The organism is Nocardioides cremeus, assembly GCF_030518195.1.
GTDB classification, from domain to species: Bacteria; Actinomycetota; Actinomycetes; order Propionibacteriales; family Nocardioidaceae; genus Nocardioides; species Nocardioides cremeus.
Genome location: NZ_JAULSC010000002.1, coordinates 146,745 through 169,485, shown reverse-complemented (window position 1 = coordinate 169,485; position 22,741 = coordinate 146,745). Strand labels below are relative to the sequence as shown.

19 protein-coding genes and 2 tRNA genes are annotated in these 22,741 nt (G+C 72.8%); 3 read left to right on the top strand and 18 right to left on the bottom strand.

Features of this window, described 5'->3' with window-relative positions; all coding sequences use genetic code 11:
- Window positions 1–47: 47 nt before the first annotated feature.
- The 7 genes from rodA to QWJ41_RS03725 all read right to left on the bottom strand — a co-directional run bounded on the left by rodA (window position 48) and on the right by QWJ41_RS03725 (window position 7,498).
- Window positions 48–1,253 carry a rod shape-determining protein RodA gene (gene rodA, locus QWJ41_RS03755; protein ID WP_302705828.1) on the bottom strand — a complete coding sequence of 402 codons (1,206 nt, stop codon included), beginning with the start codon at window positions 1,251–1,253 and terminating at the stop codon, window positions 48–50.
- Window positions 1,250–3,403: a penicillin-binding protein 2 gene (mrdA, locus tag QWJ41_RS03750; protein ID WP_302705827.1), complete on the bottom strand. Its 2,154-nt coding sequence runs from the start codon at window positions 3,401–3,403 to the stop codon at window positions 1,250–1,252. Before mrdA ends, rodA begins: the two co-directional genes overlap by 4 nt.
- A 46-nt stretch (window positions 3,404–3,449) precedes the next feature.
- A complete protein-coding gene (gene mreD, locus QWJ41_RS03745; protein ID WP_302705826.1) occupies window positions 3,450–3,959 on the bottom strand; it encodes a rod shape-determining protein MreD in 510 nt (169 codons plus the stop codon).
- Window positions 3,956–5,014: a rod shape-determining protein MreC gene (gene mreC, locus QWJ41_RS03740; protein WP_302705825.1), complete on the bottom strand. Its 1,059-nt coding sequence runs from the start codon at window positions 5,012–5,014 to the stop codon at window positions 3,956–3,958. The genes mreD and mreC overlap by 4 nt, the downstream gene beginning before the upstream one ends.
- Window positions 5,014–6,042, bottom strand: a complete 1,029-nt coding sequence (locus QWJ41_RS03735) for a rod shape-determining protein (protein WP_302705824.1) — start codon at window positions 6,040–6,042, stop codon at window positions 5,014–5,016. Before QWJ41_RS03735 ends, mreC begins: the two co-directional genes overlap by 1 nt.
- A gap of 330 nt (window positions 6,043–6,372) precedes the next feature.
- Window positions 6,373–6,792 carry a nucleoside-diphosphate kinase gene (gene ndk / locus QWJ41_RS03730; protein WP_302705823.1) on the bottom strand — a complete coding sequence of 140 codons (420 nt, stop codon included), beginning with the start codon at window positions 6,790–6,792 and terminating at the stop codon, window positions 6,373–6,375.
- Window positions 6,793–6,802: 10 nt separating this feature from the next.
- Complete coding sequence (locus QWJ41_RS03725) at window positions 6,803–7,498, bottom strand: pyridoxamine 5'-phosphate oxidase family protein (RefSeq protein ID WP_302705822.1); 696 nt, start codon at window positions 7,496–7,498, stop codon at window positions 6,803–6,805.
- Window positions 7,499–7,569: 71 nt separating this feature from the next.
- Here QWJ41_RS03725 and pdxR point away from each other — a divergent pair, with 71 nt between their 5' ends.
- Window positions 7,570–8,916, top strand: coding sequence for a MocR-like pyridoxine biosynthesis transcription factor PdxR (gene pdxR, locus QWJ41_RS03720; protein WP_302705821.1), 1,347 nt, complete (start codon window positions 7,570–7,572; stop codon window positions 8,914–8,916).
- Between the two features lie 93 nt (window positions 8,917–9,009).
- Here the strand turns inward: pdxR and QWJ41_RS03715 are convergent, their stop codons facing one another.
- The gene (locus QWJ41_RS03715; RefSeq protein ID WP_302705820.1) at window positions 9,010–9,372 is read right to left on the bottom strand and encodes a DUF4233 domain-containing protein; all 363 of its coding nucleotides are present in this window, start codon (window positions 9,370–9,372) and stop codon (window positions 9,010–9,012) included.
- The gene (gene folC, locus QWJ41_RS03710; RefSeq protein ID WP_302705819.1) at window positions 9,369–10,799 is read right to left on the bottom strand and encodes a bifunctional tetrahydrofolate synthase/dihydrofolate synthase; all 1,431 of its coding nucleotides are present in this window, start codon (window positions 10,797–10,799) and stop codon (window positions 9,369–9,371) included. The genes QWJ41_RS03715 and folC overlap by 4 nt, the downstream gene beginning before the upstream one ends.
- Before the next feature lie 65 nt (window positions 10,800–10,864).
- Here folC and QWJ41_RS03705 point away from each other — a divergent pair, with 65 nt between their 5' ends.
- Window positions 10,865–11,968, top strand: coding sequence for an NAD(P)-dependent alcohol dehydrogenase (locus QWJ41_RS03705; RefSeq protein ID WP_302705818.1), 1,104 nt, complete (start codon window positions 10,865–10,867; stop codon window positions 11,966–11,968).
- Here the strand turns inward: QWJ41_RS03705 and QWJ41_RS03700 are convergent.
- A complete protein-coding gene (locus tag QWJ41_RS03700; protein ID WP_302705817.1) occupies window positions 11,946–12,842 on the bottom strand; it encodes a GNAT family N-acetyltransferase in 897 nt (298 codons plus the stop codon). The genes QWJ41_RS03705 and QWJ41_RS03700 overlap by 23 nt on opposite strands.
- Window positions 12,843–12,939: 97 nt before the next feature.
- Here QWJ41_RS03700 and valS point away from each other — a divergent pair, with 97 nt between their 5' ends.
- Complete coding sequence (gene valS, locus QWJ41_RS03695; protein ID WP_302705816.1) at window positions 12,940–15,552, top strand: valine--tRNA ligase; 2,613 nt, start codon at window positions 12,940–12,942, stop codon at window positions 15,550–15,552.
- Between the two features lie 102 nt (window positions 15,553–15,654).
- Here the strand turns inward: valS and clpX are convergent, their stop codons facing one another.
- The 8 genes from clpX to QWJ41_RS03655 form a co-directional block, all read right to left on the bottom strand.
- Window positions 15,655–16,938 (bottom strand): ATP-dependent Clp protease ATP-binding subunit ClpX, encoded by a 1,284-nt coding sequence (gene clpX, locus QWJ41_RS03690; RefSeq protein WP_302705815.1) that lies wholly within the window; start codon window positions 16,936–16,938, stop codon window positions 15,655–15,657.
- A gap of 174 nt (window positions 16,939–17,112) precedes the next feature.
- On the bottom strand, window positions 17,113–17,718 hold the full coding sequence (locus QWJ41_RS03685; RefSeq protein ID WP_302705814.1) for an ATP-dependent Clp protease proteolytic subunit: 606 nt from the start codon (window positions 17,716–17,718) through the stop codon (window positions 17,113–17,115).
- A 17-nt stretch (window positions 17,719–17,735) separates the two neighbouring features.
- A complete protein-coding gene (locus tag QWJ41_RS03680; RefSeq protein WP_302705943.1) occupies window positions 17,736–18,338 on the bottom strand; it encodes an ATP-dependent Clp protease proteolytic subunit in 603 nt (200 codons plus the stop codon).
- A gap of 175 nt (window positions 18,339–18,513) precedes the next feature.
- A complete protein-coding gene (locus tag QWJ41_RS03675) occupies window positions 18,514–19,692 on the bottom strand; it encodes a PGAP1-like alpha/beta domain-containing protein (RefSeq protein ID WP_302705813.1) in 1,179 nt (392 codons plus the stop codon).
- Between the two features lie 117 nt (window positions 19,693–19,809).
- Window positions 19,810–21,243: a trigger factor gene (gene tig, locus QWJ41_RS03670; protein ID WP_302705812.1), complete on the bottom strand. Its 1,434-nt coding sequence runs from the start codon at window positions 21,241–21,243 to the stop codon at window positions 19,810–19,812.
- A gap of 57 nt (window positions 21,244–21,300) precedes the next feature.
- Window positions 21,301–21,373, bottom strand: a tRNA-Pro gene (locus QWJ41_RS03665).
- A gap of 47 nt (window positions 21,374–21,420) precedes the next feature.
- Window positions 21,421–21,494, bottom strand: a tRNA-Gly gene (locus tag QWJ41_RS03660).
- Between the two features lie 130 nt (window positions 21,495–21,624).
- Window positions 21,625–22,728 (bottom strand): PP2C family protein-serine/threonine phosphatase, encoded by a 1,104-nt coding sequence (locus QWJ41_RS03655; protein ID WP_302705811.1) that lies wholly within the window; start codon window positions 22,726–22,728, stop codon window positions 21,625–21,627.
- Between the last annotated feature and the right edge of the window lie 13 nt (window positions 22,729–22,741).

Genomic DNA, 22,741 nt, shown 5'->3' with positions numbered 1-22,741 from the left:
GGCGGCGCCGGGCCCCGATCCATTTCGTCGCCCGTGCGCGAGGGCGCTCAGCGCGCGGTGACCAGCACCCGGGGCGCGGAGTAGCGGCGGGGGGCGGGCTCGGTGGCGCGCAGGTGGATGTTCTGCAGCAGCCCGACCGCGACCAGGCCGGCGAACATCGACGAGCCGCCGTACGACACGAAGGGCAGCGGCACGCCGGTGACCGGCATGATGCCCAGGCACATCCCGACGTTCTGGAAGGCCTGGAAGCCGAACCAGCAGGCGATGCCGGCGGCCGCGACCCGGCCGAAGACGTCCTCGGTGCGGGTGGCGATCGCCAGGGCGCGCCAGATGACCACGCCCAGCAGCACCACCACGAGCCCGGCGCCCAGCAGGCCGAGCTCCTCGCCGGCCACGGTGAAGACGAAGTCGGTGTGCTGCTCGGGCACGAAGCCCGAGCGGGTCTGCGAGCCGCTGAAGAGGCCCTGGCCGAAGAGGCCGCCGTTCCCGACCGCGACCCGGGCCTGCTCGACGTTGTAGCCGGCGCCGCGGGGGTCGAGGTCGGGGTTGGTGAAGGCCAGGAAGCGGTCGACCTGGTAGTCCTTGAGCACCCCGGCCGCCACGGCCACCACGGCCGCGGTCACGCCGCCGGCGCCGAGCACGGCCAGCCAGCGCCGCGGGGCTCCCGAGACGGCGAGCACGCCCACCACGGTGGCGGTCAGCACCAGCATCGTGCCGAGGTCGGGCTGGAGCAGGATCAGCACCGCGGGCACGGCCGCGATCAGCAGCATCAGCACCACCTCGACCAGCCCCACCTGGGGCCGCCAGCGCCCGGCCGCCCGGTGCGCCAGCACCAGGCTCATCCCGATGATGACGGCCAGCTTGGCGAACTCGGCCGGCTGCACCGACATCCCGCCCACCATCAGCCACGAGCGCGAGCCGTTGATGGTCGAGCCCATCACCAGCACCAGCACCAGCCCCACCACCGAGGCCAGGTAGACCACCGGCGCCGCGACCCGCACCCAGCGGTGGTCGGCGACCACCACGGCGGCCATCAGCAGCAGCCCCACCGAGATGTTGAACAGCTGCTTCTCGAGGTAGGCGCGCGGGTTGCCGCCGGTCAGGTCGTCGCGCGTCGAGGTCGCCGACCACACGAGCAGGGTGCCGACGACCACCAGCGCGAGCACCGCGCCCAGCAGCACCCAGTCGAGGCCCTTCCAGCGCAGCCGCGGCCGGGTCCCGCCGGGCGTGCGCAGGCGTACGCCGGCGCTCACCGGGCGTCCTTCGACGGGGTCCTGGCCGGCGGCAGCACCGAGCCGTCGCGGGTGAACGTGGGCAGCCTGGTCGGGGGGACGGTGCCGGGGATCGCGGCCTGCGCGGGCCGCACCCGGTCGCCCTCGACGCCGTACAGCGTCTCCCAGATGGTGCGGATCGCCGGGCCCGAGGTGCCCGAGCCGGTGCCGCCCTGGCTGACCATCATCACCACGACGTAGTCCTCGGAGTAGGAGGCCACCCACGACGTCGACTGCTTGCCGTAGACCTCGGCCGAGCCGGTCTTGGAGCGGATCGGGACCTCCTCGAGCGGGAAGCCGATCATCCGCCACGACATCGTGCCCTGGCGGGTCACCCCGGCCAGCGCCTGGTCGATGTAGCCGAAGGTCTTCTCGGGCAGGTCGACGGTGCCCTGCACCTCGGGGTCGATGCGCCGCAGCACCTTGCCGTCGGGGCCCACGACGGCCTTGGCCACCCGCGGCTCGTAGAGGGTGCCGCCGTTGGCGATCGCGCCGTAGGCCCGGGCCAGCTGCAGCGGCGTGACGATCGTGTCGCCCTGGCCGATGGCGAAGTTCACCGCGTCACCGGCGCGGTAGGCGTAGCCCTCGATGCAGAACTCGCGGGCGAACTTGTAGACGAAGTCGGAGGTGTCGGCGTCCTGCGGCTTCTTCGAGATGCCGCAGTAGTAGCCCTTCATCGACTCGTAGTAGTCGCGCTTCCACTGCCGGTCGGCGATCCGCCCGGCGGCCTCGCCGGGCAGGTCGATGCCGGTCTCCTCGCCGAAGCCCCAGTCCTTGGCCTCCTCGACCAGCGGGTCCTTCGCGTCGACGTCGTCGACGTCGGAGCCCAGGCGGCGCCAGTAGTCGTAGCCGATGCGGTAGAAGAAGGTGTTGCAGGAGACCTCGAGCGCCTTGGCGAAGGAGATCGAGCCGTAGGCGCCGGACTCGTAGTTCTTGAAGTCGCGGTTGCCGACCCGGAACGCCGAGGAGCAGTCGAGCACCGTGTCGGTGTCGTAGCCGTTGCTCAGCGCGCCGGCGGTCATGAACGGCTTCCACGTCGAGCCGGGCGCGAACTGGCCCTGGGTGGCGCGGCCCAGCAGCGGGGTGCCGGCGGCCTCGGAGTAGAGGCGGGCCAGCTCCTTGTCGGAGATCCCGCCCACCCAGACCTCCGGGTCGTACGTCGGCTGGCTGGCCATCGCCACGACCCGGCCGGTGTCGGCCTCGAGCACGATCGCGGCGCCGGAGTCGGCGGCGTACTTGCGCCCGGTCACGGTGTCGGTGGTGGCGCGCGCGGTCCTGATGGTCTCGGCGAGCTGCTCCTCGACCACGCTCTGCACGCGGGCGTCGATCGAGGTGACCAGGGTGTCGCCGGGGCGGGCCTGGGTCTCGCTGTCCTCGCCCAGCACGCGGCCCATCGAGTCGACCGCCACGGACTGGTAGCCGGGCATGCCGCGCAACCACGCGTCGTACTCCTTCTCGACACCGGCGCGGCCCACGGAGGAGGCGCCGTTGACGCTGGCGTCGCCGTCGGACTCGGCCTGGTCGAGCTCGTCCTCGGTGATCGGGCTGAGGTAGCCCAGCACGTGGGCCAGGTTGACGCCGTAGGGGCGCGGGTAGGCGCGCACGGTCTGCTGCTCGGCCAGCACCGCGGGGTAGTCCTCGGGCTGCTCGAGGATCTTCAGCGCGACCCCGCGCTCGACGTCGGTGGCCACGGGGACCGGCTGGTAGGGCGAACCGTTCCAGCAGGTGCCGCTGACCGACCCCTCGTCGCCGCAGGTGACCAGGCGCTTCTCGAGCGTGCCGCGCTCCTCGCCGGTGACGGTCGCGACCCGGTCGAGGACCTCGCGCCGGTCGCGCCCGCCCATCCTGCCCAGCAGGGTGCGGTCGACGGAGACGACCCACGCGGTGCGGTTGGTGACCAGGGGCCGGCCCATGTCGTCGACGATGAGCCCGCGCTGGGGCTGCACGACGATGTCGCGCACCGACTGCGAGGCGGCCTGGGCGGTGTACTCCTCGCCGGTGACGACCTGCAGGTAGTACAGCCGCACCAGCAGGGTCGCGAACAGCGAGAGCACCAGGGCCTGGATCACCACGATCCGCAGGCGCGAACGGCGGGTGCCGGTCGCCTCCTCGCCGCGGGTGGGAGCACGCATCAGCTGGACCTCACAGGACTGTTCACGGAGTGGCTCATAGGGCGGCTCATAGGGCGTGGGCGGGTTCGAGGCGGCGGAAGAGCGCCATCAGCGGGGGCAGCACGAAGGGGGTCAGCAGCACGTCCCAGACCAGCGAGACCGCCAGCACCGAGAGGGTCTCCCCCACCCCCACCACCGGGTCGGAGAGCAGCACGCCGCTCAGCGCGAAGACCGAGGTGCCGACGAAGGAGGCACCGGCGACGGTGGCGACCACGGTGGTGGCCGTGGGCCGCGACTCCGGCCGCACGCGACCGACGAGGTAGCCCACCAGCAGCAGGGCCAGCGCCCAGCGGCCGGCGACGTGGTCGGCGGGCGGCGCGAGGTCGAGCAGCAGCCCGGCCCCGAAGCCCAGGACCATCGCGAACTGGGGCCCGCGGGTCAGCGCCCCGGCCACCACGACGAGCAGGCACAGGTTGGGCACGACGCCCTCCCAGGCCAGCGGGCCGAAGACGGAGACCTGCAGCACCAGCGCGAGCGCGACGGCCACGGCCGCCACGACGCCGCGCACCGCGCTCACCGTCCACCACCGGCGATCTCGCCGTCGGCACCGATGATGCCGCGGTCGCTGCGGGTGCCGGTGGGCACGACCACGCCGACGAGGTCGAGCGCGCCGAAGTCGACGTACGGGTCGATCACCGCGCGCTGCGCGGTCTCGCGCAGCGAGGAGTAGACCTTGGTGACGCGGCCGATCGGGATGCCGGCCAGGTACGGCGCCCCGCCGTCGCTGCCCCAGGTCACCACGCTGTCGGCGCGCGCGGGCACCGAGGAGTCGTCGACCAGCTCGAGGTCGAGGCGGCCCTCGTCGCCGATCACGCCGCGCCCGCTGAGGAAGCCCATCTCCATCGAGTCGCCCACCCGGGCCCCGACGGTCGCCTCGGGGTCGACGAGCAGCAGCACGGTGGCGGTGGAGCGACCGGCGCTCAGCACCCGCCCGACGAGGCCGTCGTTGTTGACCACGGTCATGTCGGGCTGCACGCCCGCGTCGGTGCCGGCGTCGATGGTCACGGTGCTCGAGAACGACTGCGCCGGGCCGACCCCGACGACCCGCGAGGGCACCAGGGAGTAGCCGAGGTCGGCGGCGACGCTGGTCAGGCCGTCGTACTCGGCGAGGCGGTTGCGGTCGTAGGCGGAGGTGTTCAGCTCCGAGCGCAGCGCGGAGTTCTCGGCCTCGAGCGTCGCGACCTCGTCGCGCAGCGAGCCGTTGCTCTCGAACCAGCCACCGATCGCGGTGAAGGGCCGCACCACGGCCGTCGCCGCGCCCTGCGCGGGCCCCATGGTGTCGGCGAGCACCCCGCGCACCGGGTCGAGCGGGGAGTCCTCGCCGGTGGCCAGGTCGAGGGTGGTCACCGTGGCGCTGGCCAGCAGCAGCGCGACCAGCAGCGAGCGCGAGGCCCGGGGCGGCTCGGCGCCGGTGCCGCCCTCGTGGCCCCACCGGCGCTCACGGCGCTCGTGGCGCGACATCAGCGAGCGGGTACGCCGCGAGCGGCCGGGTCGCCCGGGGCGCACCGGCTGCTCCTCGCGCGGCGTACCGGGGGCGCGGCGGGCGGTGCCGACGCGGTCGAGCAGGGCCATCAGTAGCGCCTCGGATCGGTGACGAGCACCTGCTGCAGCGCCTCGAACTCCTCGACGCACTTGCCGGCGCCCAGGGCCACCGAGCTCAGCGGGTCGGGGGCCACGTGCACGGGCATGCCGGTCTCGTGGCGCAGGCGCTCGTCGAGGCCGCGCAGCAGCGCGCCGCCGCCGGTGAGCACGATGCCGCGGTCCATGATGTCGCCGGCCAGCTCGGGCGGGGTCTGGTCGAGGGTGGTGCGCACCGCGTCGACGATGGCGTGCAGCGGCTCCTCGAGGGCCTGGCGGACCTCGGCGCTGGAGACCACGACGGTGCGCGGCAGCCCGGAGACCATGTCGCGGCCGCGGATCTCGGCCTCCGGCTCGTCGGGCAGCGGGAACGCCGAGCCGAGGGTCATCTTGACCTCCTCGGCGGTGCGCTCGCCGAGCATCAGCGAGTACTCCTTCTTCATCCACGCCACGATCGCGGCGTCGAGGTCGTCGCCGGCGGTGCGGATCGACAGGCTGGTCACGATGCCGCCGAGGCTGATCACGGCCACCTCGGTGGTGCCGCCGCCGACGTCGACGACCATGTTGCCGGTGGCCTGGTGCACCGGCAGGCCGGCGCCGATCGCGGCGGCCATCGGCTCCTCGACGATGTAGACGCGTCGTGCACCCGCCTGGTAGCCGGCCTCCTTGACCGCGCGCTGCTCGACGGCGGTGATGCCGGAGGGCACGCAGATGACCATGCGGGGCTTGGCGAAGACGCTGCGCCGGTGCACCTGCTGGATGAAGTAGCGCAGCATCTGCTCGGTCGCCTCGAAGTCGGCGATCACGCCGTCCTTGAGCGGGCGGATGGCGGTGATGTTGTCGGGCGTGCGACCGATCATCCGCTTGGCCTCGTGGCCCACCGCGAGGATCTCGCCGGTGGTCGAGTTCAGGGCGACCACGCTGGGCTCGTCGAGCAGCACGCCGCGACCGCGGGCGTAGACCAGCGTGTTGGCGGTGCCGAGGTCGACGGCCATGTCGCGGCCGAAGAAGCTGTTCGCCATGGCAGGTGCGCCTCGTGGTCCCTCGTGCGCGAGTGCTGACCGGGGAAGGTAGGCCGCCCCGCGCGCACGATCCCGGCACGACCCGGTCCTGAGCCTAAGGAGCGCCTACCACAGATCCCGGACGCCACGCCGAGGCACCACGCGCCACACGAGTCACACGCACCCCGCCCACTCGCGACCCGGCCCAGATCCCCCGCTGACCCGTCCCCAATGTCGCACTGACCCGGCCCAGATCTCCCGCCGAGCCGGCCCGGACCCACCGTGGTGGGTTCGGGCCGGGTCAGTGGGAAGTTCGGGCCGGGTCAGGGCGAAGTTCGGGCCGGGTCGGCGTCAGGAGGTGGGGAACCAGATGCCGATCTCGCGCTCGGCGGTCTCGGGGGCGTCCGAGCCGTGCACCAGGTTCTGCTGCACCTTCAGGCCCCAGTCGCGGCCCAGGTCGCCGCGGATGGTGCCGGGGGCGGCGGCGGTCGGGTCGGTGGCGCCGGCCAGCGAGCGGAAGCCCTCGATGCAGCGCTCGCCCTCGAGCACCATCGCCACGACCGGGCCGGAGAGCATGAACTCGACGAGGGGCTCGTAGAACGGCTTGCCCTGGTGCTCCTCGTAGTGCTCGGCGAGCAGCTCGGGGGTGGCCTCGCGCAGCTCGAGGCGGACCAGGGTGTAGCCCTTGGCCTCGATGCGGCGCACGATCTCGCCGGTGAGGCCGCGGCGGACGCCGTCGGGCTTGATCAGGGCAAGGGTGCGCTCGGTCATGGCCGCGACCCTACCGAGCCCCGAGCGCCGTCGCTCGTGCGGCCACGTCGGACGGCACCGCCACGTCGCGCGCGTCGGCGTCGGCGACCGGCTCGCCGGCCACCAGCCGCAGCGGGACGTGGCCTCCCCACACGCCCGCCTCGACGTCGGCCTCGTCGTCGACGGGGCCACCGCCGCGGACCTTGAGGGACGCCTCGGCGAGCGGGAGGGCCAGCACCACGGTGGCAGCCAGCTCCTTGCGGGTGTGCGGGCGCAGCGTGGCCGAGCGTCCGGGCACCACCTGGTCGACCACCAGGTCGAGCGCCCGGGCGCGCTCGGTCTCGTCGTCGACGAGCCGTGGCCGCCCGACCACCACGGCGCTGCGGTAGTTCATGGAGTGGTGGAAGCCCGAGCGCGCCGCGACCAGCCCGTCGAGCACGGTGATGGTCACGCAGACCTCGCCTGCGAGCACCGGAGCCAGCCAGCCGGCGGCGACCGAGCCGTGCAGGTAGAGCGAGCCGCCGTCGTCGGGGCCGCCCGGGTCGGCGGCGTACGCCGTGGGCAGGACGAGGGGGTGGGCCTCGGCGCCGGACCCGACGACGAGACCCAGGTGGGCGACCAGCGCCTCGTCGAGCAGGGCGTGCAGGGCTGCCCGGTCGTCGACCATGCGGTGCCGGCCGCGGGTGGCGGTGGTGCGGTCGGTGGGTGAGAGCGGTGCGCTGGGCATGCGACCATCGTGGTTGCGAAGTGGCCCGCGCTCGAGGGCCACTTGCCACCGACTTCGACAGGCCACTACCGATGACCTCGCTCGCCCTGCACCTCGACCGCTCCGCCCCCGGCCCGTTGGGCGTCCAGCTGGCCGACGCGGTCCGCGACCGCGTCACCGACGGTCGGCTGCGCCCCGGCGAGCGGCTGCCCAGCAGCCGCGCGCTGGCCGCCGAGCTCGGCGTGGCCCGCAGCGTCGTCGAGCAGGCCTGGGCGCAGCTGGTGGCCGAGGGGTGGCTCGAGGGTAGGCACGGCGCCGGCACCTTCGTGGCCGCGGGTCGCAGCGGTGCGGGCGCCCCACCCCCGCGCCGACCGCGCGCCCCCGCGGCGGCAGGCGGGCAGCCCGTGCGCCTCGACACCGGCACGCCGTGGATCGACCCGCGCCACCGGGCGCTGTGGCGCCGCGCCTGGCGCGACGTCGCGGCCGCCACCCCGCCATCCGGGTACGACGACCCGCGGGGCCTGCCCGAGCTGCGCGCCGAGATCGCGGCACGCCTGGCCCGCACCCGGGGGCTCGTCGTCGACGCCGACGACGTGCGGGTCACGGTCGGCACCACCGACGGGCTGCGCCACCTGCTGGGCGCGCTGGCACCTGGGCCGGTGGGGGTGGAGGACCCCGGCTACCGCGCGGCCGTCGCCACGGTCGAGGCCGCCGGGCGCCGGGTCGTCGACCTGCCGCCCGGCGCGGCCGGGGCCGACCTGCGTGCTCTCGCGGCGGCGTACGTCACCCCGGCCCACCAGCACCCGCTCGGGCGCACCATGCCGGGAGCCGAGCGGCTGGCGCTGCTGGCCGCGGCCGGCGAGGCCGGGGCGGTGCTCGTCGAGGACGACTACGACTCGGAGTTCCGCTACGACGTGGCGCCGATCCCGGCGCTGGCCAGCCTCGACCGCGAGCGCGTCGCCTACCTGGGCACCACGAGCAAGTCGGTCTCCCCCAGCCTGCGCCTGGGCTGGCTGGTGCCACCGGCCGGCCTCGGCGCCCGCATCGACGCGCAGCGGGCGCGCACCCACGACGCCGCCCCCTGGCCGGTGCAGCGGGCCTACCTCTCCCTGCTGCGCGAGGGGTACGTCGACCGCGTGGTCCGCTCGGCGCGCCGCACCTACGCGGCCCGGGCCGCGCGGGTGGTCGAGGTCCTGGGCGCGCACCTCGACGGACCCGTGGCCGGGATGTACGCCACGGTCCCGCTGCCGACGGACACGGCCCGCCGGGCCCGGGACGCAGCGCTCGCGGCGGGCTTCGACGTACCGCTGCTCGACGACTACTGCCGCTCGACCAGGCGCAGCGGGCTGGTGCTGGGCTTCGGGGGCTGCACCGACGCCGAGCTCGACCTGGCCCTGGAGGCCATCAGGGTGGTCCTGGGGGCCGACGTACCCGAGTGACCCTCCCGGCACCGCCACGGACCCCTCGGGCAAGCCTGCGGGGTCACTCGAACGGTTTCCCCGGGTACCCGGGGAAACCGCACGGGCACGGACCTACCCCTGCTCCGCCTCGTACGCCGCGTAGGCGGCGGCCCGCTCGCTCTCGATCTTGCGCCCCAGGAAGACCGCGGTGCCCCAGAGCAGGGCGAAGACGCCACCCAGGAAGAACATCATCGGGATCACCAGGCCCAGCGCGATCGCGGCGCCCTGCACCACCCAGCCGGCGGTGTAGGCCCACTCGGAGCGCAGCATGCCGGCCAGCAGCAGGCACACCACGGCCAGGCCGAGGCCGATCAGGAGGGCGAGCCCGGTGGGCACGTCGGTCAACGAGATCAGCACCGGCGTGGTGAGGCCGAGGGTGATCGCCTCGAGCGAGAGGATCGCCGCGCACATGCCGCGGCGGGGCGAGCGGCTCACTCGTGGTCCTCCTCGCGGGGGGTGCCGGGGGCGCGGCGGCCGCGGGTCAGCAGCGTGCGGGCCTCGCCAGCAGTGACCACCGAGCCGGTGACCAGCACCGCCCCCGACCCGATCGAGGATCCCACGGTCTCGCCCGCCTCGGCGAGCGCGGCGGCGGCGTCGATCGCGTCGAGGAGCCGGTCGATGACGGTGACGCGGTCCTCGCCGAACACCTCCACGGCGGCGGCGCCCAGCTCGGCGGCCGGCATCGCCCGGTCGGTGCTGTTCTGGGTGCACACGACGTGGGCCAGGTGCGGCTCGAGCGCGACCAGCAGGCCCTCGGCGTCCTTGTCGCCCATCACGCCGAGCACGCCGATCAGCGGCTCGAAGGTGAAGGAGTCCTCGAGGGCGGCGCCGACGGCCTCGGCGCCGTGGGGGTTGTGGGCGGCGTCGAGCACGACGGTGGGGCTGCGGCGCACGACCTCGAGCCGGGCCGGCGAGGTCACGTCGGCGAAGGCGGCGCGCACGAGCTCGGCGTCGAGCGCCTGGGCGTCGGGACCGGATGCCGCGAACGCCTCGACCGCGGCCAGCGCGACGGCGGCGTTCTGGGCCTGGTGGGCGCCGTAGAGCGGCAGGAACACGTCGTCGTAGCGCGCCCGCAGGCCCTGCAGCGAGAGCATCTGCCCGCCGACGGCGGGCGTGCGCGAGACCACGCCGAACTCCAGGCCCTCGCGGGCCACGGTGGCGCCGACCTCGGTGGCGCGCGCCATCAGCACCGCGCCGGCCTCGGCCTCCTGCTGGGCCATCACCACGGTCGAGCCGGCCTTGATGATGCCGGCCTTCTCGTGGGCGATCGCCTCGACGGTGCCGCCGAGGTAGCGGGCGTGGTCGACCGCGACCGGCAGCACCACGGCCACGTCGGCGTCGGCGACGTTGGTGGCGTCCCACGAGCCGCCCATGCCGACCTCGACCACCGCCACGTCGACCGGGGCGTCGGCGAAGGCGGCGTAGGCCATGCCGACCACGGTCTCGAAGAACGACAGCGGGTGGGTCTGGTCCTCGTCGACCAGGTGCGTGTAGGGCGCCACGTCGTTGAAGGCGCGCACGAAGGCCTCGTCGTCGAGCGGCTCGCCGTCGACGCTGATCCGCTCGTTCATCGTCTCCACGTGCGGGCTGGTGAAGCGCCCGGTGCGCAGCTCGAGGGCGCGCAGCAGCGCGTCGATCATCCGCGAGGTCGACGTCTTGCCGTTGGTGCCGGTCAGGTGGACCATCCGGAAGGAGCGCTGCGGGTCGCCGAGCAGCTCGAGGAACGCCTCGATGCGCTCCAGCGAGGGCTCGAGGCGGGTCTCGGGCCAGCGCGAGAGCAGGGCGTCCTCGACCTCGCTGAAGGTCTCGGCGGCGCGGGGCACGACGGTCTCGTCGTCTGGCAGGGCGGATGCATCACTCATGTCCGGTCCAGTCTAGGGACGTGACCCGCTTGACCCCGAGTCTGTAACACGTTCTAGTTCTGCGCATGAGGACGACAGTGGCGTTGGTCGCCGAGCAGGGCGGCACGTTCGAGCTCGCGGAGGTCGAGATCGACGAGCCTCGCGACGACGAGGTGCTGGTGCGGATCGTGGCCACCGGGCTGTGCCACACCGACCTGACGATGCGCCACTTCCTGCCGCCCGAGATGTTCCCCCACGTCTTCGGCCACGAGGGCGCCGGCGTCGTCGAGGCGGTGGGCTCGTTGGTCGAGGGCATCACGGTGGGCGACCACGTGGTGCTCTCCTTCCGCTCCTGCCGCGAGTGCGCGGCGTGCAAGGCCGGCGACGTGGGCTACTGCGAGCAGACGCTGCTGCTCAACTACATGGGCATGCGCGCCGACGGCTCGACCACGATGACCGCCGGCGACGGCGCCCCGGTCTTCGGCTCCTTCTTCGGCCAGTCCAGCCTCGCTCGGCACGCCCTCGCCCACGCCGACAACTGCGTCGTGGTCGACCCCGCGCTCGACCTGCGCATCGCCGCGCCCTACGGCTGCGGCTTCCAGACCGGCGCCGGCACCGTGCTCAACGTGCTGCGCCCCGCCCCCTCCGAGTCCCTGGCGGTGTACGGCGCCGGCGCCGTGGGGCTCGCCGCCGTGGCGGCCGCGGTGGCCGAGGGGGTCACCACCGTGCTGGCCGTCGACCTCGTGGCCGACCGGCTCGCCCAGGCCGAGCGGCTCGGGGCGACCCCGGTCGACGCGAGCGGGCTGGAACCGGCCCAGGTGGTCGCCCGGGTCAAGGAGCTCACCGGCGGCGCGGGGTCGACGTACGCCATCGACACCACGGCGCTGCCGGTCGTGGTCAAGCAGGCCCAGCAGGCCCTCGCCCCGCGCGGCACCCTGGTGGCGCTCGGGCTCGGCCCCGAGGAGTACCAGCTCGACGCCATCGACCTGCTGCACGGCGGCAAGCGGGTGATGTCGTCGATCGAGGGCGACTCCGACCCGCTGGAGATGGTCCCCCGGCTGCTAGCGCTGCGCGAGGCCGGCCGCTTCGACCTCGACGCCCTGGTCACCACCTACTCCTTCGAGCAGATCGGCGAGGCGGTCGAGGACGTGCTGGCCGGCCGGGTCGTCAAGCCGGTGCTGGTGTGGTGAGCCGCAGGTTCGCGGTGTCGGTGACCGCCTCGTAACCCAGCGCCTGGTAGATCCGGTTGGAGACCGGGTTGGCCTGGTCGGTGAAGAGGGTGGGCCGCGCGCCCTCGTCGAGCACGCCGCGGCTCAGGTGCGCCACCAGGGCGCTGGCGTAGCCGTGCCCGCGGTGCTCGCCGGGGGTGTAGACGGGACCGATGCGGGCCACACCGAACCGCGCCGGGGAGCGGGCGCTGAAGTGCACCGGCACGCCGTCGACCTCCCAGACCCACAGCAGACCCTGCTCGAGCCGCTCACGGGTCCACTCCCGGTCGAGGTGCTCGAGGGGCTCGGGCGGGCGACCGGCCTGCTCGTCGGCGTCGACCGAGAACGCCGCCGCCCAGCCGGTGAGCAGGTCGAGGTCCGACGGCACGGTGACCCGGGCCGCACCCCGCGTGGCCCGGGGCTCCACGAGCCGGCGCAGCTCGAAGAGCCGCAGGTGCTCGTGCACGTACGCCGCCGCGCCGCGCAGCCGGGCCAGCTCGTCCATGAAGACGCGCACGGCGGGCAGCGCGCCGTTGGCGGCGGTGACGTCGTCGCCGCGCTCGTGCACCCAGCGGGCCAGCGCGACCGCGGCGTCGTCGGGCATCTGGTGCACCCACATCGGGTAGGGCCGGAAGGGCGCGGTGCGCATCGCGGTCCCCACCACCTCCGCGCGACGACCGGCCAGCACGCTGACCCACCACTGCGGGTGCGCGGGTCGCGCCGACCCGCCCTCCAGCACCCCGTGGGCGGAGCCGGCGAGCACCGTGGCGAGCACCGGCTCGAGCGCCAGGTGGGCCCCGGCACGGTCCAGGAAGACCGCGGGGTCGGTGGTGCTCTCGAAGAGGTAGGACGTCACCAGGCGCACGCTAGGCGCTGCCCGGCGGGGACCGCACGCCGGTTTCGGGCACGATGCGGGTTCGCACCCCTCGAGCCGCCACTCATAGGATTCCCCCATGACCGAGACCACGCAGCAGGCCACCGACACGACGAGCACCGACGCGCGTGCCCTCGTCGTACCGGAGAAGCCGGCGCTCGAGGGTCTCGAGTCGACCTGGGCGGCGCGCTGGAAGGAGCAGGACACCTACGCCTTCGACCGCACCCAGCCGCGGGAGAACGTCTACTCCATCGACACTCCCCCGCCGACCGTCAGCGGCAGCCTGCACGTGGGCCACGTCTTCTCCTACACCCACACCGACCTGGTCGCGCGCTACCAGCGCATGCAGGGCAAGTCGGTCTTCTACCCGATGGGCTGGGACGACAACGGCCTGCCCACCGAGCGCCGGGTGCAGAACTACTACGGCGTGCGCTGCGACCCCTCGCTGCCCTACGACCCCGACTTCACCGCGCCGGCCAAGCCCGACCCCAAGAAGCAGGTGCCGGTCAGCCGGCCCAACTTCATCGCCCTGTGCGAGGAGCTGGTCGCGCAGGACGAGGAGGTCTTCGAGTCGCTGTGGCGCACCCTGGGCCTCTCGGTCGACTGGTCGCAGCACTACACGACCATCGGCCCGAAGGCGCAGACCGTCAGCCAGCGCGCGTTCCTGCGCAACTTCGCCCGCGGCGAGGCCTACCTGCAGGAGGCGCCCACGCTGTGGGACGTCACCTTCCAGACCGCCGTCGCGCAGGCCGAGCTCGAGGCGCGTGAGTACGCCGGCGCCTACCACCGCGTCGCCTACCACGCCCCCGACGGCACCCCGGTGCACATCGAGACGACCCGCCCCGAGCTGATCCCCAGCGTCGTGGCGCTGATCGCGCACCCCGACGACGAGCGCTACCAGCCGCTCTTCGGCACCATGGTGACCTCGCCGGTCTTCGGCGTGGAGGTCCCGGTGCTGGCCCACCCGGGCGCCGAGATGGACAAGGGCGCCGGCATCGCCATGTGCTGCACCTTCGGCGACCTCACCGACGTCACCTGGTGGCGCGAGCTCGACCTGCCGGTGCGCACCGTGATCGGGCGCGACGGCCGGTTCACCCGCGAGACGCCGCCCTGGCTGACCGCGGCCGAGGAGTCCTACCAGCGCCTGGCCGGCAAGACGACGTTCTCGGCGCGCGAGGAGATGGTCGCGATGCTGCGCGAGGTCGGCGACCTCGAGGGCGAGCCGAAGCCCACGCAGCGGATGGCCAACTTCTTCGAGAAGGGCGACAAGCCGCTCGAGATCGTCGCGACCCGCCAGTGGTACCTGCGCAACGGTGGGCGCGACGGCGACCTGCGCGACGAGATGCTCGCCCGCGCCGACGAGATCACCTGGCTGCCCACCCACATGAAGCACCGCTACGACAACTGGGTGGGCGGCCTCAACGGCGACTGGCTGATCTCGCGCCAGCGCTTCTTCGGTATCCCCTTCCCGGTCTGGTACCCCCTCGACGCCGAGGGCGAGCCCGACTACGAGCACCCGCTGCTGCCCAGCGAGGCCGAGCTGCCCGTCGACCCGTCCACCGACGCCCCCCGCGGGTACGACGAGTCGCAGCGCAACCAGCCCGGCGGCTTCCTCGGCGACCCCGACGTGATGGACACCTGGGCCACCTCCTCGCTGACCCCGCAGATCGCCGGCGGCTGGGAGGACGACCCCGACCTCTTCGACCGGGTCTTCCCGATGGACCTGTGCACCCAGGGCCACGACATCATCCGCACCTGGCTCTTCAGCCGCGTGGTGCGCGCCCACCACGAGCACGGCCGCACCCCGTGGACCCACGCGATGCTCTCGGGCTGGATCCTCGACCCCGACCGCAAGAAGATGTCGAAGTCCAAGGGCAACGTGGTCGTGCCGACCGAGATCCTCGAGAAGTTCGGCGCCGACGCGGTGCGCTGGCGCGCCGCGATGGCCCGCCCGGGACTCGACTCGCCCTTCGACGAGGCGCAGATGAAGGTCGGGCGCCGCCTGGCCATGAAGGTCCTCAACGCCTCCAAGTTCGTGCTCGGCAACGTCGGCGCGACCTCGTGCAACGCCTTCGAGGTCTCCGAGCCGGTCGACTGCGCGCTGCTGGGCCGGCTGGCCCTGGTGGTGCGCAGGGCCACCGAGTCCTTCGACGCCTACGACTACACCAGCGCCCTCGAGAGCGTCGAGAAGTTCTTCTGGGAGTTCTGCGACGACTACCTCGAGCTGGTCAAGGAGCGCGCGTACGCCGAGGACGGCGGCGCGGCCACCGCCTCGGCGAAGGCCACGCTGGCCATCGCGCTGCAGGTCCAGCTGCGGCTGCTGGCCCCGTTCCTGCCCTACGTGACCGAGGAGGTCTGGTCGTGGTGGCAGGAGGGTTCCATCCACCGCGCCAGCTGGCCCACCGAGATCGACCTGGGCTCGGCGGCCGCGGCCGACCCCGGCGTGGTCGACGCCGTCGCGGCGGCCCTGGTGGGCATCCGCGGCGCCAAGTCGCAGGCCAAGGTCTCGATGCGCGCCGAGCTGGGCCGCGTCGAGGTGCGCGGCCCCGAGACGCTGGTGCGCGCGGCCGAGCAGGCCGCCGACGACCTGCGCCGCTCGGGGCGCATCGTGGGCGAGCTGCTCTTCACCGCCGACGAGTCGGCGGGCGAGATCAGCGTCGATGCCGAGCTGGCCCCGGTCGCCGAGGGCTGAGCGAGCGCCCGCCACCCCGCACACCCTGCAGAGCAAGCAGCGCCCCGACCGGTCCGGTCGGGGCGCTGCTCGTTGGTGCAGGTGCGGGGGCGGCGGAGCCGCTCAGGCCGACTTCTTCTTCTTCGTCTCGGCCTCGCGCAGCACCAGCTCGGGGCTCTCCTCGCCGGAGACGACCTCGGCCGACAGGATCACCTTGGCGACGTCGCCGCGCGAGGGCACCTCGTACATCACCTGGAGCAGGACCTCCTCGATGATGGCGCGCAGACCGCGCGCGCCGGTGCCGCGCTCCATGGCCTTGTCGGCGATCGCGTCGATCGCCTCGGGGCTGAACTCGAGCTCGACACCGTCGATCTCGAAGAGCTTCTGGTACTGCTTGACCAGCGCGTTGCGCGGCTCGGTGAGGATCTGCACCAGTGCCGGGCGGTCGAGCTTGGAGACGCTGGCGATGAGCGGGAGCCGGCCGATGAACTCGGGGATCAGGCCGAACTTCGTGAGGTCCTCGGGGCGCACGAGCGCCAGCAGGTCGTCCTCGGTGCTCTCGGACTGCTTCTTGACCTCGGCGGTGAAGCCGAGGGTCTTCTTGCCGACCCGCTGCTCGATGATGTGCTCCAGGCCCGCGAACGCGCCGCCCACCACGAAGAGGATGTTGGTGGTGTCGATCTGGATGAACTCCTGGTGCGGGTGCTTGCGCCCGCCCTGCGGCGGCACCGAGGCGGTGGTGCCCTCGATGATCTTCAGCAGCGCCTGCTGCACGCCCTCGCCGGAGACGTCGCGCGTGATCGAGGGGTTCTCCGACTTGCGGGCCACCTTGTCGATCTCGTCGATGTAGATGATCCCGGTCTCGGCCTTCTTGACGTCGTAGTCGGCGGCCTGGATCAGCTTGAGCAGGATGTTCTCGACGTCCTCGCCGACGTAGCCGGCCTCGGTCAGGGCCGTGGCGTCGGCGATGGCGAACGGCACGTTGAGCATCCGGGCCAGCGTCTGGGCCAGGTAGGTCTTGCCGCAGCCGGTGGGCCCGATCACCAGGATGTTGGACTTGGCGACCTCGACCACCTCGTCCTTGGCGTGCTTGCCACCGGCCGGCGCGAGACCGGCCTGGACGCGCTTGTAGTGGTTGTAGACCGCCACCGCCAGCGACTTCTTGGCCTGCTCCTGGCCGATCACGTAGGAGTTGAGGAAGTCGAAGATCTCGCGCGGCTTGGGCAGCTCGCCCATGCCGACCTCGGTGCCCTCGCTGAGCTCCTCCTCGATGATCTCGTTGCACAGGTCGATGCACTCGTCGCAGATGTAGACGCCGGGTCCGGCGATGAGCTTCTTCACCTGCTTCTGCGACTTGCCGCAGAACGAGCACTTCAGCAGGTCTCCGCCGTCACCGATCCGTGCCACCGGGGTCACCCTCCTCGATCACCTCGGGCGCGAGGGGCGCCCGGGTCGTGCTTCTTGGTGCGCCGCTCCCCCGTCGGGCGGGGGGCAGCCGTGTTGCAACGATCTGGACGAAGGTACTCCCCGAGCCGCCCCTCGCGCGGGAGGACGCGGGGAGACACCCTCGTCGTGTGGCCCTCAGGCGAGGGCCGGCGTCTTCAGCGACTCCAGGACCGAGTCGATCAGGCCGTACTCGACCGCCTGCTGGGCGGTCAGGATCTTGTCGCGCTCGATGTCGCGGCTGACCTCCTCGACCGGACGGCCGGAGTGGTCGCTGATCATCTTCTCGAGCAGCTCGCGCATCCGGATGATCTCGTTGGCCTGGATCTCGATGTCGGAGGTCTGGCCGAACGTGCCCTCGGTGTAGGGCTGGTGAATCAGGATCCGGCTGTTGGGCAGGCCCATCCGCTTGCCGGGGGTGCCCGCGGCCAGCAGGATCGCGGCCGCCGAGGCGGCCTGGCCCAGGCACACGGTGCGCACGTCGGGCTTGATGAAGTTCATCGTGTCGTAGATCGCCGTCAGCGCGGTGAACGAGCCACCGGGGCTGTTGATGTAGATGCTGATCTCCTGGTCGGGGTTCATCGACTGCAGGCACAGCAGCTGGGCGATGACCGCGTTCGCGACGTCGTCGGAGATCGGCGTCCCGAGGTAGATGATGCGCTCCTCGAAGAGCTTCGCGTAGGGGTCGATGCGGCGCACGCCGTAGGAGGTGCGCTCCTCCCACTGCGGGATGTAGTAGTTCATGGTGTGCGGTGCTCCCGTCACTTCGTGTGGGCCGGACGGCCGTCGTCGGCCGCCTCGCGAGCGCTCTTGATGACCTGGTCGACCAGGCCGTAGTCCTTGGCCTGGTCGGCGGTGAACCAGCGGTCGCGGTCGGCGTCGGCGACGACCTGGTCGATCGGCTGGCCGGTGTGCTCGGCGATCAGGTCGAGCAGCACCTTCTTGATGTGCAGCGACTGCTGGGCCTGGATCTTGATGTCCGAGGCCGAGCCGCCCATGCCCGAGGAGGGCTGGTGCATCATGATCCGCGCGTGCGGCAGGGCGTAGCGCTTGCCCTTGGTGCCGGCGCACAGGAGGAACTGGCCCATCGAGGCGGCCAGGCCCATGCCGACCGTGGCCACGTCGTTGGGGATGTAGTTCATGGTGTCGTAGATCGCCATGCCGGCGTCCACGGACCCGCCCGGGGAGTTGATGTGCAGGAAGATGTCGGCCTCGGGGTCCTCTGCCGAGAGCAGCAGCAGCTGCGCGCAGATCGCGTTGGCGTTCTGGTCGCGCACCTCGGAGCCGAGGAAGACGATCCGCTCCCGGAGCAGACGCTGGTAGATGTGGTCGTCGAGGACGTTGAGCCCGGCACCACCACCCATCCTCTGGTCGGAGGCGGTGTCGCGGCCTGCGGAGCTGGAGTTCTGGTTCACGTCGCCGACACTAGCCCGAACGACGGACAGTTCCACGAGCAACCCCGCCCTGTTCGCCGACAGCGGATCCCGGCGCCGCACCGGTCCGGTCCAGCTGCCCGGTCCGGCCACTCAGTCCAGCCACTCAGTCCAGCCACTCCCTGAGGGCTGCCAGCACCTCGGGATGGTTGAGCAGGTCGAAGTGGCCGCTGCGCCCGACGTGCAGCACGGTGGCGCCGGGGAACAGCTCACCGCCGCGCCGGTCGCGCCCGTACGCCGAGGGCGGGCGCACCAGCAGGTCGCCGACCACCTGGCCCACGGGGTGCCGCTCGGCGGCGCTCAGCGTCGCCGCCACCAGCCGGTAGCGCGCGTGCGGCAGCGCCGGCACGTCCTCGGCCAGCCCGGCCACCAGGTCGTGCACACCCACCGAGCGCCAGTCGAGCAGCCGCCCGAAGGCGGCGGTCTCGGGCAGCAGCGACAGCCCGCGGCTGCCGTGCCCGATGCCCTGGGCCACGGGCGCGCCCAGGTGCGGGGTGCCGAGCGTGACCACGTCGCTGACCAGGCGGGTCCAGCCCGCCCCCGCCCCGTCCGGCTGCACGGCCACCGCACCCGCGGCGCGCATCACCAGCCCGCCCATCGAGTGGCCCACCAGGGCGATGCGGGTGACGTCGACGGGCCAGTGGTCGACGACCTGCTGCAGCAGCGCGGTCAGGGCCGCGCCGTTCTCACGCAGCGACAGGCCGGTGTTGGCGCGCAGCAGCAGCGGGGTCCACCCCAGAGCGGCCAGGTCGTCGGCGTACGTCGTGCCGGTGCGCTCGCGGTGGTGGCCCCAGTAGGACTCGTCCTCGCACAGCCCGTGCAGCAGCACCACGACCCGCCCGGTGGCGTCGGGGAAGGCCCCCGCCAGCCCGGGGCCGTCGGGCACCACGTCGCGCCCGGCCAGGCGCACCGCAGTCGGGATCGCCATCTGCGGTCGTTCGCGCAGCAGCCGGTCGCCGATCAGGCCGTTGACGGCCGCGCTGACGAACCGGCCCCGGGGCGAGTCCTCGAGGCGCGGCCCGGCGCCGGTCGCGGCCGCCCGGTCGAGCCCCCGCGACGCGGTGCGCAGCCCCAGCCCCAGACCGCCGTACACGGCGCCGGCGATGCCGCGGTGGGCCGTCTCGACGACGCCCGGGCCGGTGCCGCTGAGGCGGCGTCCCAGGCCGTGGACGCGGTCGAGCCACGCGGTGTGGGTGTCGCGCACGCTGCGCACGACCAGGCCGTCGACGACCTCGCAGGCCAGCGAGGCGAGGTCGAGCACCGAGGGGCCGGTGGCGGTGGTCATGGGGCCCACCCTAGCGCCTTCAGTGGACGCCCGTTCACTCAGCGGCGATGGAGCCCCGGAACGCCACGACCCGCCCGAGCAGTGCTCGGGCGGGTCGTGGGCGGGATCGCGCCGGGCTCAGGCCTGGGCGTCCTCGGTCTCGCTGTCGTCCTCGGCCTCGGCCGGCTCGGCAGCCTCCGCCTCGGCGGGCTCGGCAGCCTCGGCGGGCTCGGCCGGCTGCTCCATGATGGTGCCGTCGGGCTGCAGGTTCTTCAGCTCCAGCACGTTGCCCGAGGCGTCCTTGACGGTCGCCGACTCCACCAGCACCGCCAGCGCCTTGCCGCGCAGGATCTCCTGCACCAGCTCGGGGATGTGGTTGTGCTCGAACATGTGGTTCGCGAACTCCTGCGGGTCCTGGCCGGACTGCTGGGCGCGACGGATCAGGTGCTGGGAGAGCTCCTGCTGGTCGACGCCGAGCTCCTCCTTCTTCGCGATCTCGTCGAGCAGGAACTGCGCGGCGACGGCGTCGCGGACCCGGCGGTCGAGCTCGGCCTCGAACTCCTCCTGGGTCTGCTCCTCGTCCTCGAGGTACTTCTCCATCGTGATGCCGGCCATCATCAGCTGCTGCTCGATGTTCTGGCGGCGCGCGTTGAGCTCGTCGGTGACCATGGTCTCCGGCAGCGGGACGCTGATCTTCTCGAGGAGGGCCTCGAGCACCGCGTCGCGGGCCTCGGCGGCCTGCTCGAGGCGCTTGCCGTTGCCCAGGCGCGAGCGGACGTCGGCCACGAGCTCCTCGGAGGTGTCGAACTCGGAGGCCAGCTGGGCGAACTCGTCGTCGAGCTCGGGCAGCTCCTGCTCCTGGACCTGGCTGACCGAGACGGCCACCTCGACCTCCTCGCCGACGAGGTCGCCGCCGACGAGCTGGGAGGTGAAGGTCTTGTCGTCGCCGGCCTTCATGCCGACCAGCGCGTCGTCGAGGCCGTCGATCATGCCGCCCTTGCCGACCTGGTAGCTCATGCCGGTCACCTCGGCGCCCTCGAGCACCTCGCCGTCCTTCATGGCCTTGAGGTCGAGCACGACGAAGTCGCCCTCGGCCGCGGGACGCTCGACGTCGGCGAGGGTGCCGAAGCGCTCACGCAGCGACTGGACCTGCTCGTCGACGTCCTCGTCGCTGATCTCGATGTCCTCGACCTGGGCCTCGAGGCCCTCGTAGGCCGGCAGGTCGATCTGCGGCTTGACGTCGACCTCGGCGGTGAACTCGACGAGGTCGTTGTCCTCGAGCCGGGTCACCTCGATCTCGGGCTGCGCGAGCGGCTCGAGCGAGTTCTCCTGCAGCGCCTCCACGTACTTCTTCGGCAGCGCGTCGTTGATGGCCTGGTCGAGGACCGCGCCCCGGCCGACCTGACGGTCGATGACCATCGGCGGCACCTTGCCCCGGCGGAACCCGGGGACGTTGATCTGCTGGGCGATCGCCTTGTAGGCCGCGTCGAGGCTCGGCTTGAGCTCCTCGAAGGGCACCTCGACGGTCAGCTTGGCCCGGGTCGGGCTCAAGGTCTCGACGGCGCTCTTCACAGGGTGTCTCCTCATGGTTCGGTGGTGGTGTCGGCACAGGTGGTTCGTGGTGTGACGTCGGGGCGACAGGACTCGAACCTGCGGTCTCCTGCTCCCAAAGCAGGCGCGCTAGCCACTACGCTACGCCCCGCCAAAGCGCCCCCTCCGGCTCGCGTCGCGAGGCCGCCGGGGGCTCCTTGGAGCGGATGACGGGAATCGAACCCGCGTAGCCAGTTTGGAAGACTGGGGCTCTACCATTGAGCTACATCCGCGCGCGTGATCATCGACGTCGACGCACCGGGATCAGGGCGCGCGCCAGCCTGCGATCTGCTCCGTCATCGTGCCACACGCCGCGGCCACGGCCACAACCGGCGCCGGACCCCCACGCCGGTGCAAGCGCCGTCAGCGCCGGTGCACGACGACCATGGCCCGGTCGTCGTCGGGCGAGCCGAGCGAGGTGACCAGGCGCTCGGCCGAGCCCACGAAGCTGCCGTGCAGCAGGGTCTCGGCCTGCCCCAGCATCCGGTCCAGCCCCATCTCGATGTCGCGTCGCGGGCGCTCGACCATGCCGTCGGTGTAGAGCAGCACGGCGTCGCCGTGGCCCAGCACGCCGTGGGCGACCTCGAAGTGGGCGTCGTCGATCAGGCCCAGGACCGGGCCAGCGCTGGGCAGCACGCCCCAGCGACCCGATCCCGAGTGGCGCTGCACGGCGGGCGGGTGGCCGGCGCTGCGCACCGAGAACCTGCCGCTGCGGAGGTCGAGGGAGAGGTGCACGGCGGTGGCGAACCCCTCCTCCCAGCCCTGGCGCAGCAGGTAGTCGTTGGCGGCGCCGAGGAAGTCCTGCGGGGCCAGCGAGCCGAGCATGCCGCCGAACGCGCCCGAGAGCAGCAGCGCGCGGGTGCCGGCGGCGTCGCCCTTGCCCGAGACGTCGACGACCACCACCTCGAGCCGGGTGTCGTCGTCGAGCACGGTGGCGACCAGGAAGTCGCCGGCGAAGGGCGTGCCGGAGGCCGAGCGCAGCGCCGACTCGACGCGCCAGCCGCCGGGCAGCGCCGGGATGCCGCCCTGGTTGAGCAGGCGGTCGCGCAGGTCGACGAACATCGACTCGCCGGTGTTGCCGGCCACGCCCAGGCTCGAGCGGCGCCGTGCGGTGACCAGCACGATCGCGGCCATCAGCACCTCGATCACCGCCACGGCCATGATCCGGCCGGTGCGCTCGTCCTGCAGCCACAGCGCGACCCCGACCATCACGACGATCCAGCCCACGAACCACGGCAGCTGGCGCGGGTTGAGCACCAGGCTGCCCAGCAGCAGCGGGACCATCAGCGCGGTGACCGGGAAGACCGACGGGTCGATCGCCACCCCCATCACGACGCTGGCGGCCAGCAGGCACAGCAGCACGGCGGTGCGGAACTGGCGCACCCTGCCCCGGCTCCACGCCAGACGCGCCCGGTCGAGGCCGCTCGCCACGACGCCCGGGCCGGAGTGGTCGAACACCGCGTCCATGGTCCGTCCTTCG

What these genes read in the sequence shown, in the direction of transcription:
- mrdA (WP_302705827.1), bottom strand. Translation starts at nt 3,403, where the DNA reads ATGCGTGCTCCCACCCGCGGCGAGGAGGCGACCGGCACCCGCCGTTCG.
- mreC (WP_302705825.1), bottom strand. Translation starts at nt 5,014, where the DNA reads ATGGCCCTGCTCGACCGCGTCGGCACCGCCCGCCGCGCCCCCGGTACG.
- QWJ41_RS03735 (WP_302705824.1), bottom strand. Translation starts at nt 6,042, where the DNA reads ATGGCGAACAGCTTCTTCGGCCGCGACATGGCCGTCGACCTCGGCACC.
- ndk (WP_302705823.1), bottom strand. Translation starts at nt 6,792, where the DNA reads ATGACCGAGCGCACCCTTGCCCTGATCAAGCCCGACGGCGTCCGCCGC.
- QWJ41_RS03725 (WP_302705822.1), bottom strand. Translation starts at nt 7,498, where the DNA reads ATGCCCAGCGCACCGCTCTCACCCACCGACCGCACCACCGCCACCCGC.
- pdxR (WP_302705821.1), top strand. Translation starts at nt 7,570, where the DNA reads ATGACCTCGCTCGCCCTGCACCTCGACCGCTCCGCCCCCGGCCCGTTG.
- folC (WP_302705819.1), bottom strand. Translation starts at nt 10,799, where the DNA reads ATGAGTGATGCATCCGCCCTGCCAGACGACGAGACCGTCGTGCCCCGC.
- QWJ41_RS03705 (WP_302705818.1), top strand. Translation starts at nt 10,865, where the DNA reads ATGAGGACGACAGTGGCGTTGGTCGCCGAGCAGGGCGGCACGTTCGAG.
- valS (WP_302705816.1), top strand. Translation starts at nt 12,940, where the DNA reads ATGACCGAGACCACGCAGCAGGCCACCGACACGACGAGCACCGACGCG.
- QWJ41_RS03685 (WP_302705814.1), bottom strand. Translation starts at nt 17,718, where the DNA reads ATGAACTACTACATCCCGCAGTGGGAGGAGCGCACCTCCTACGGCGTG.
- QWJ41_RS03680 (WP_302705943.1), bottom strand. Translation starts at nt 18,338, where the DNA reads ATGGGTGGTGGTGCCGGGCTCAACGTCCTCGACGACCACATCTACCAG.
- QWJ41_RS03675 (WP_302705813.1), bottom strand. Translation starts at nt 19,692, where the DNA reads ATGACCACCGCCACCGGCCCCTCGGTGCTCGACCTCGCCTCGCTGGCC.
- QWJ41_RS03655 (WP_302705811.1), bottom strand. Translation starts at nt 22,728, where the DNA reads ATGGACGCGGTGTTCGACCACTCCGGCCCGGGCGTCGTGGCGAGCGGC.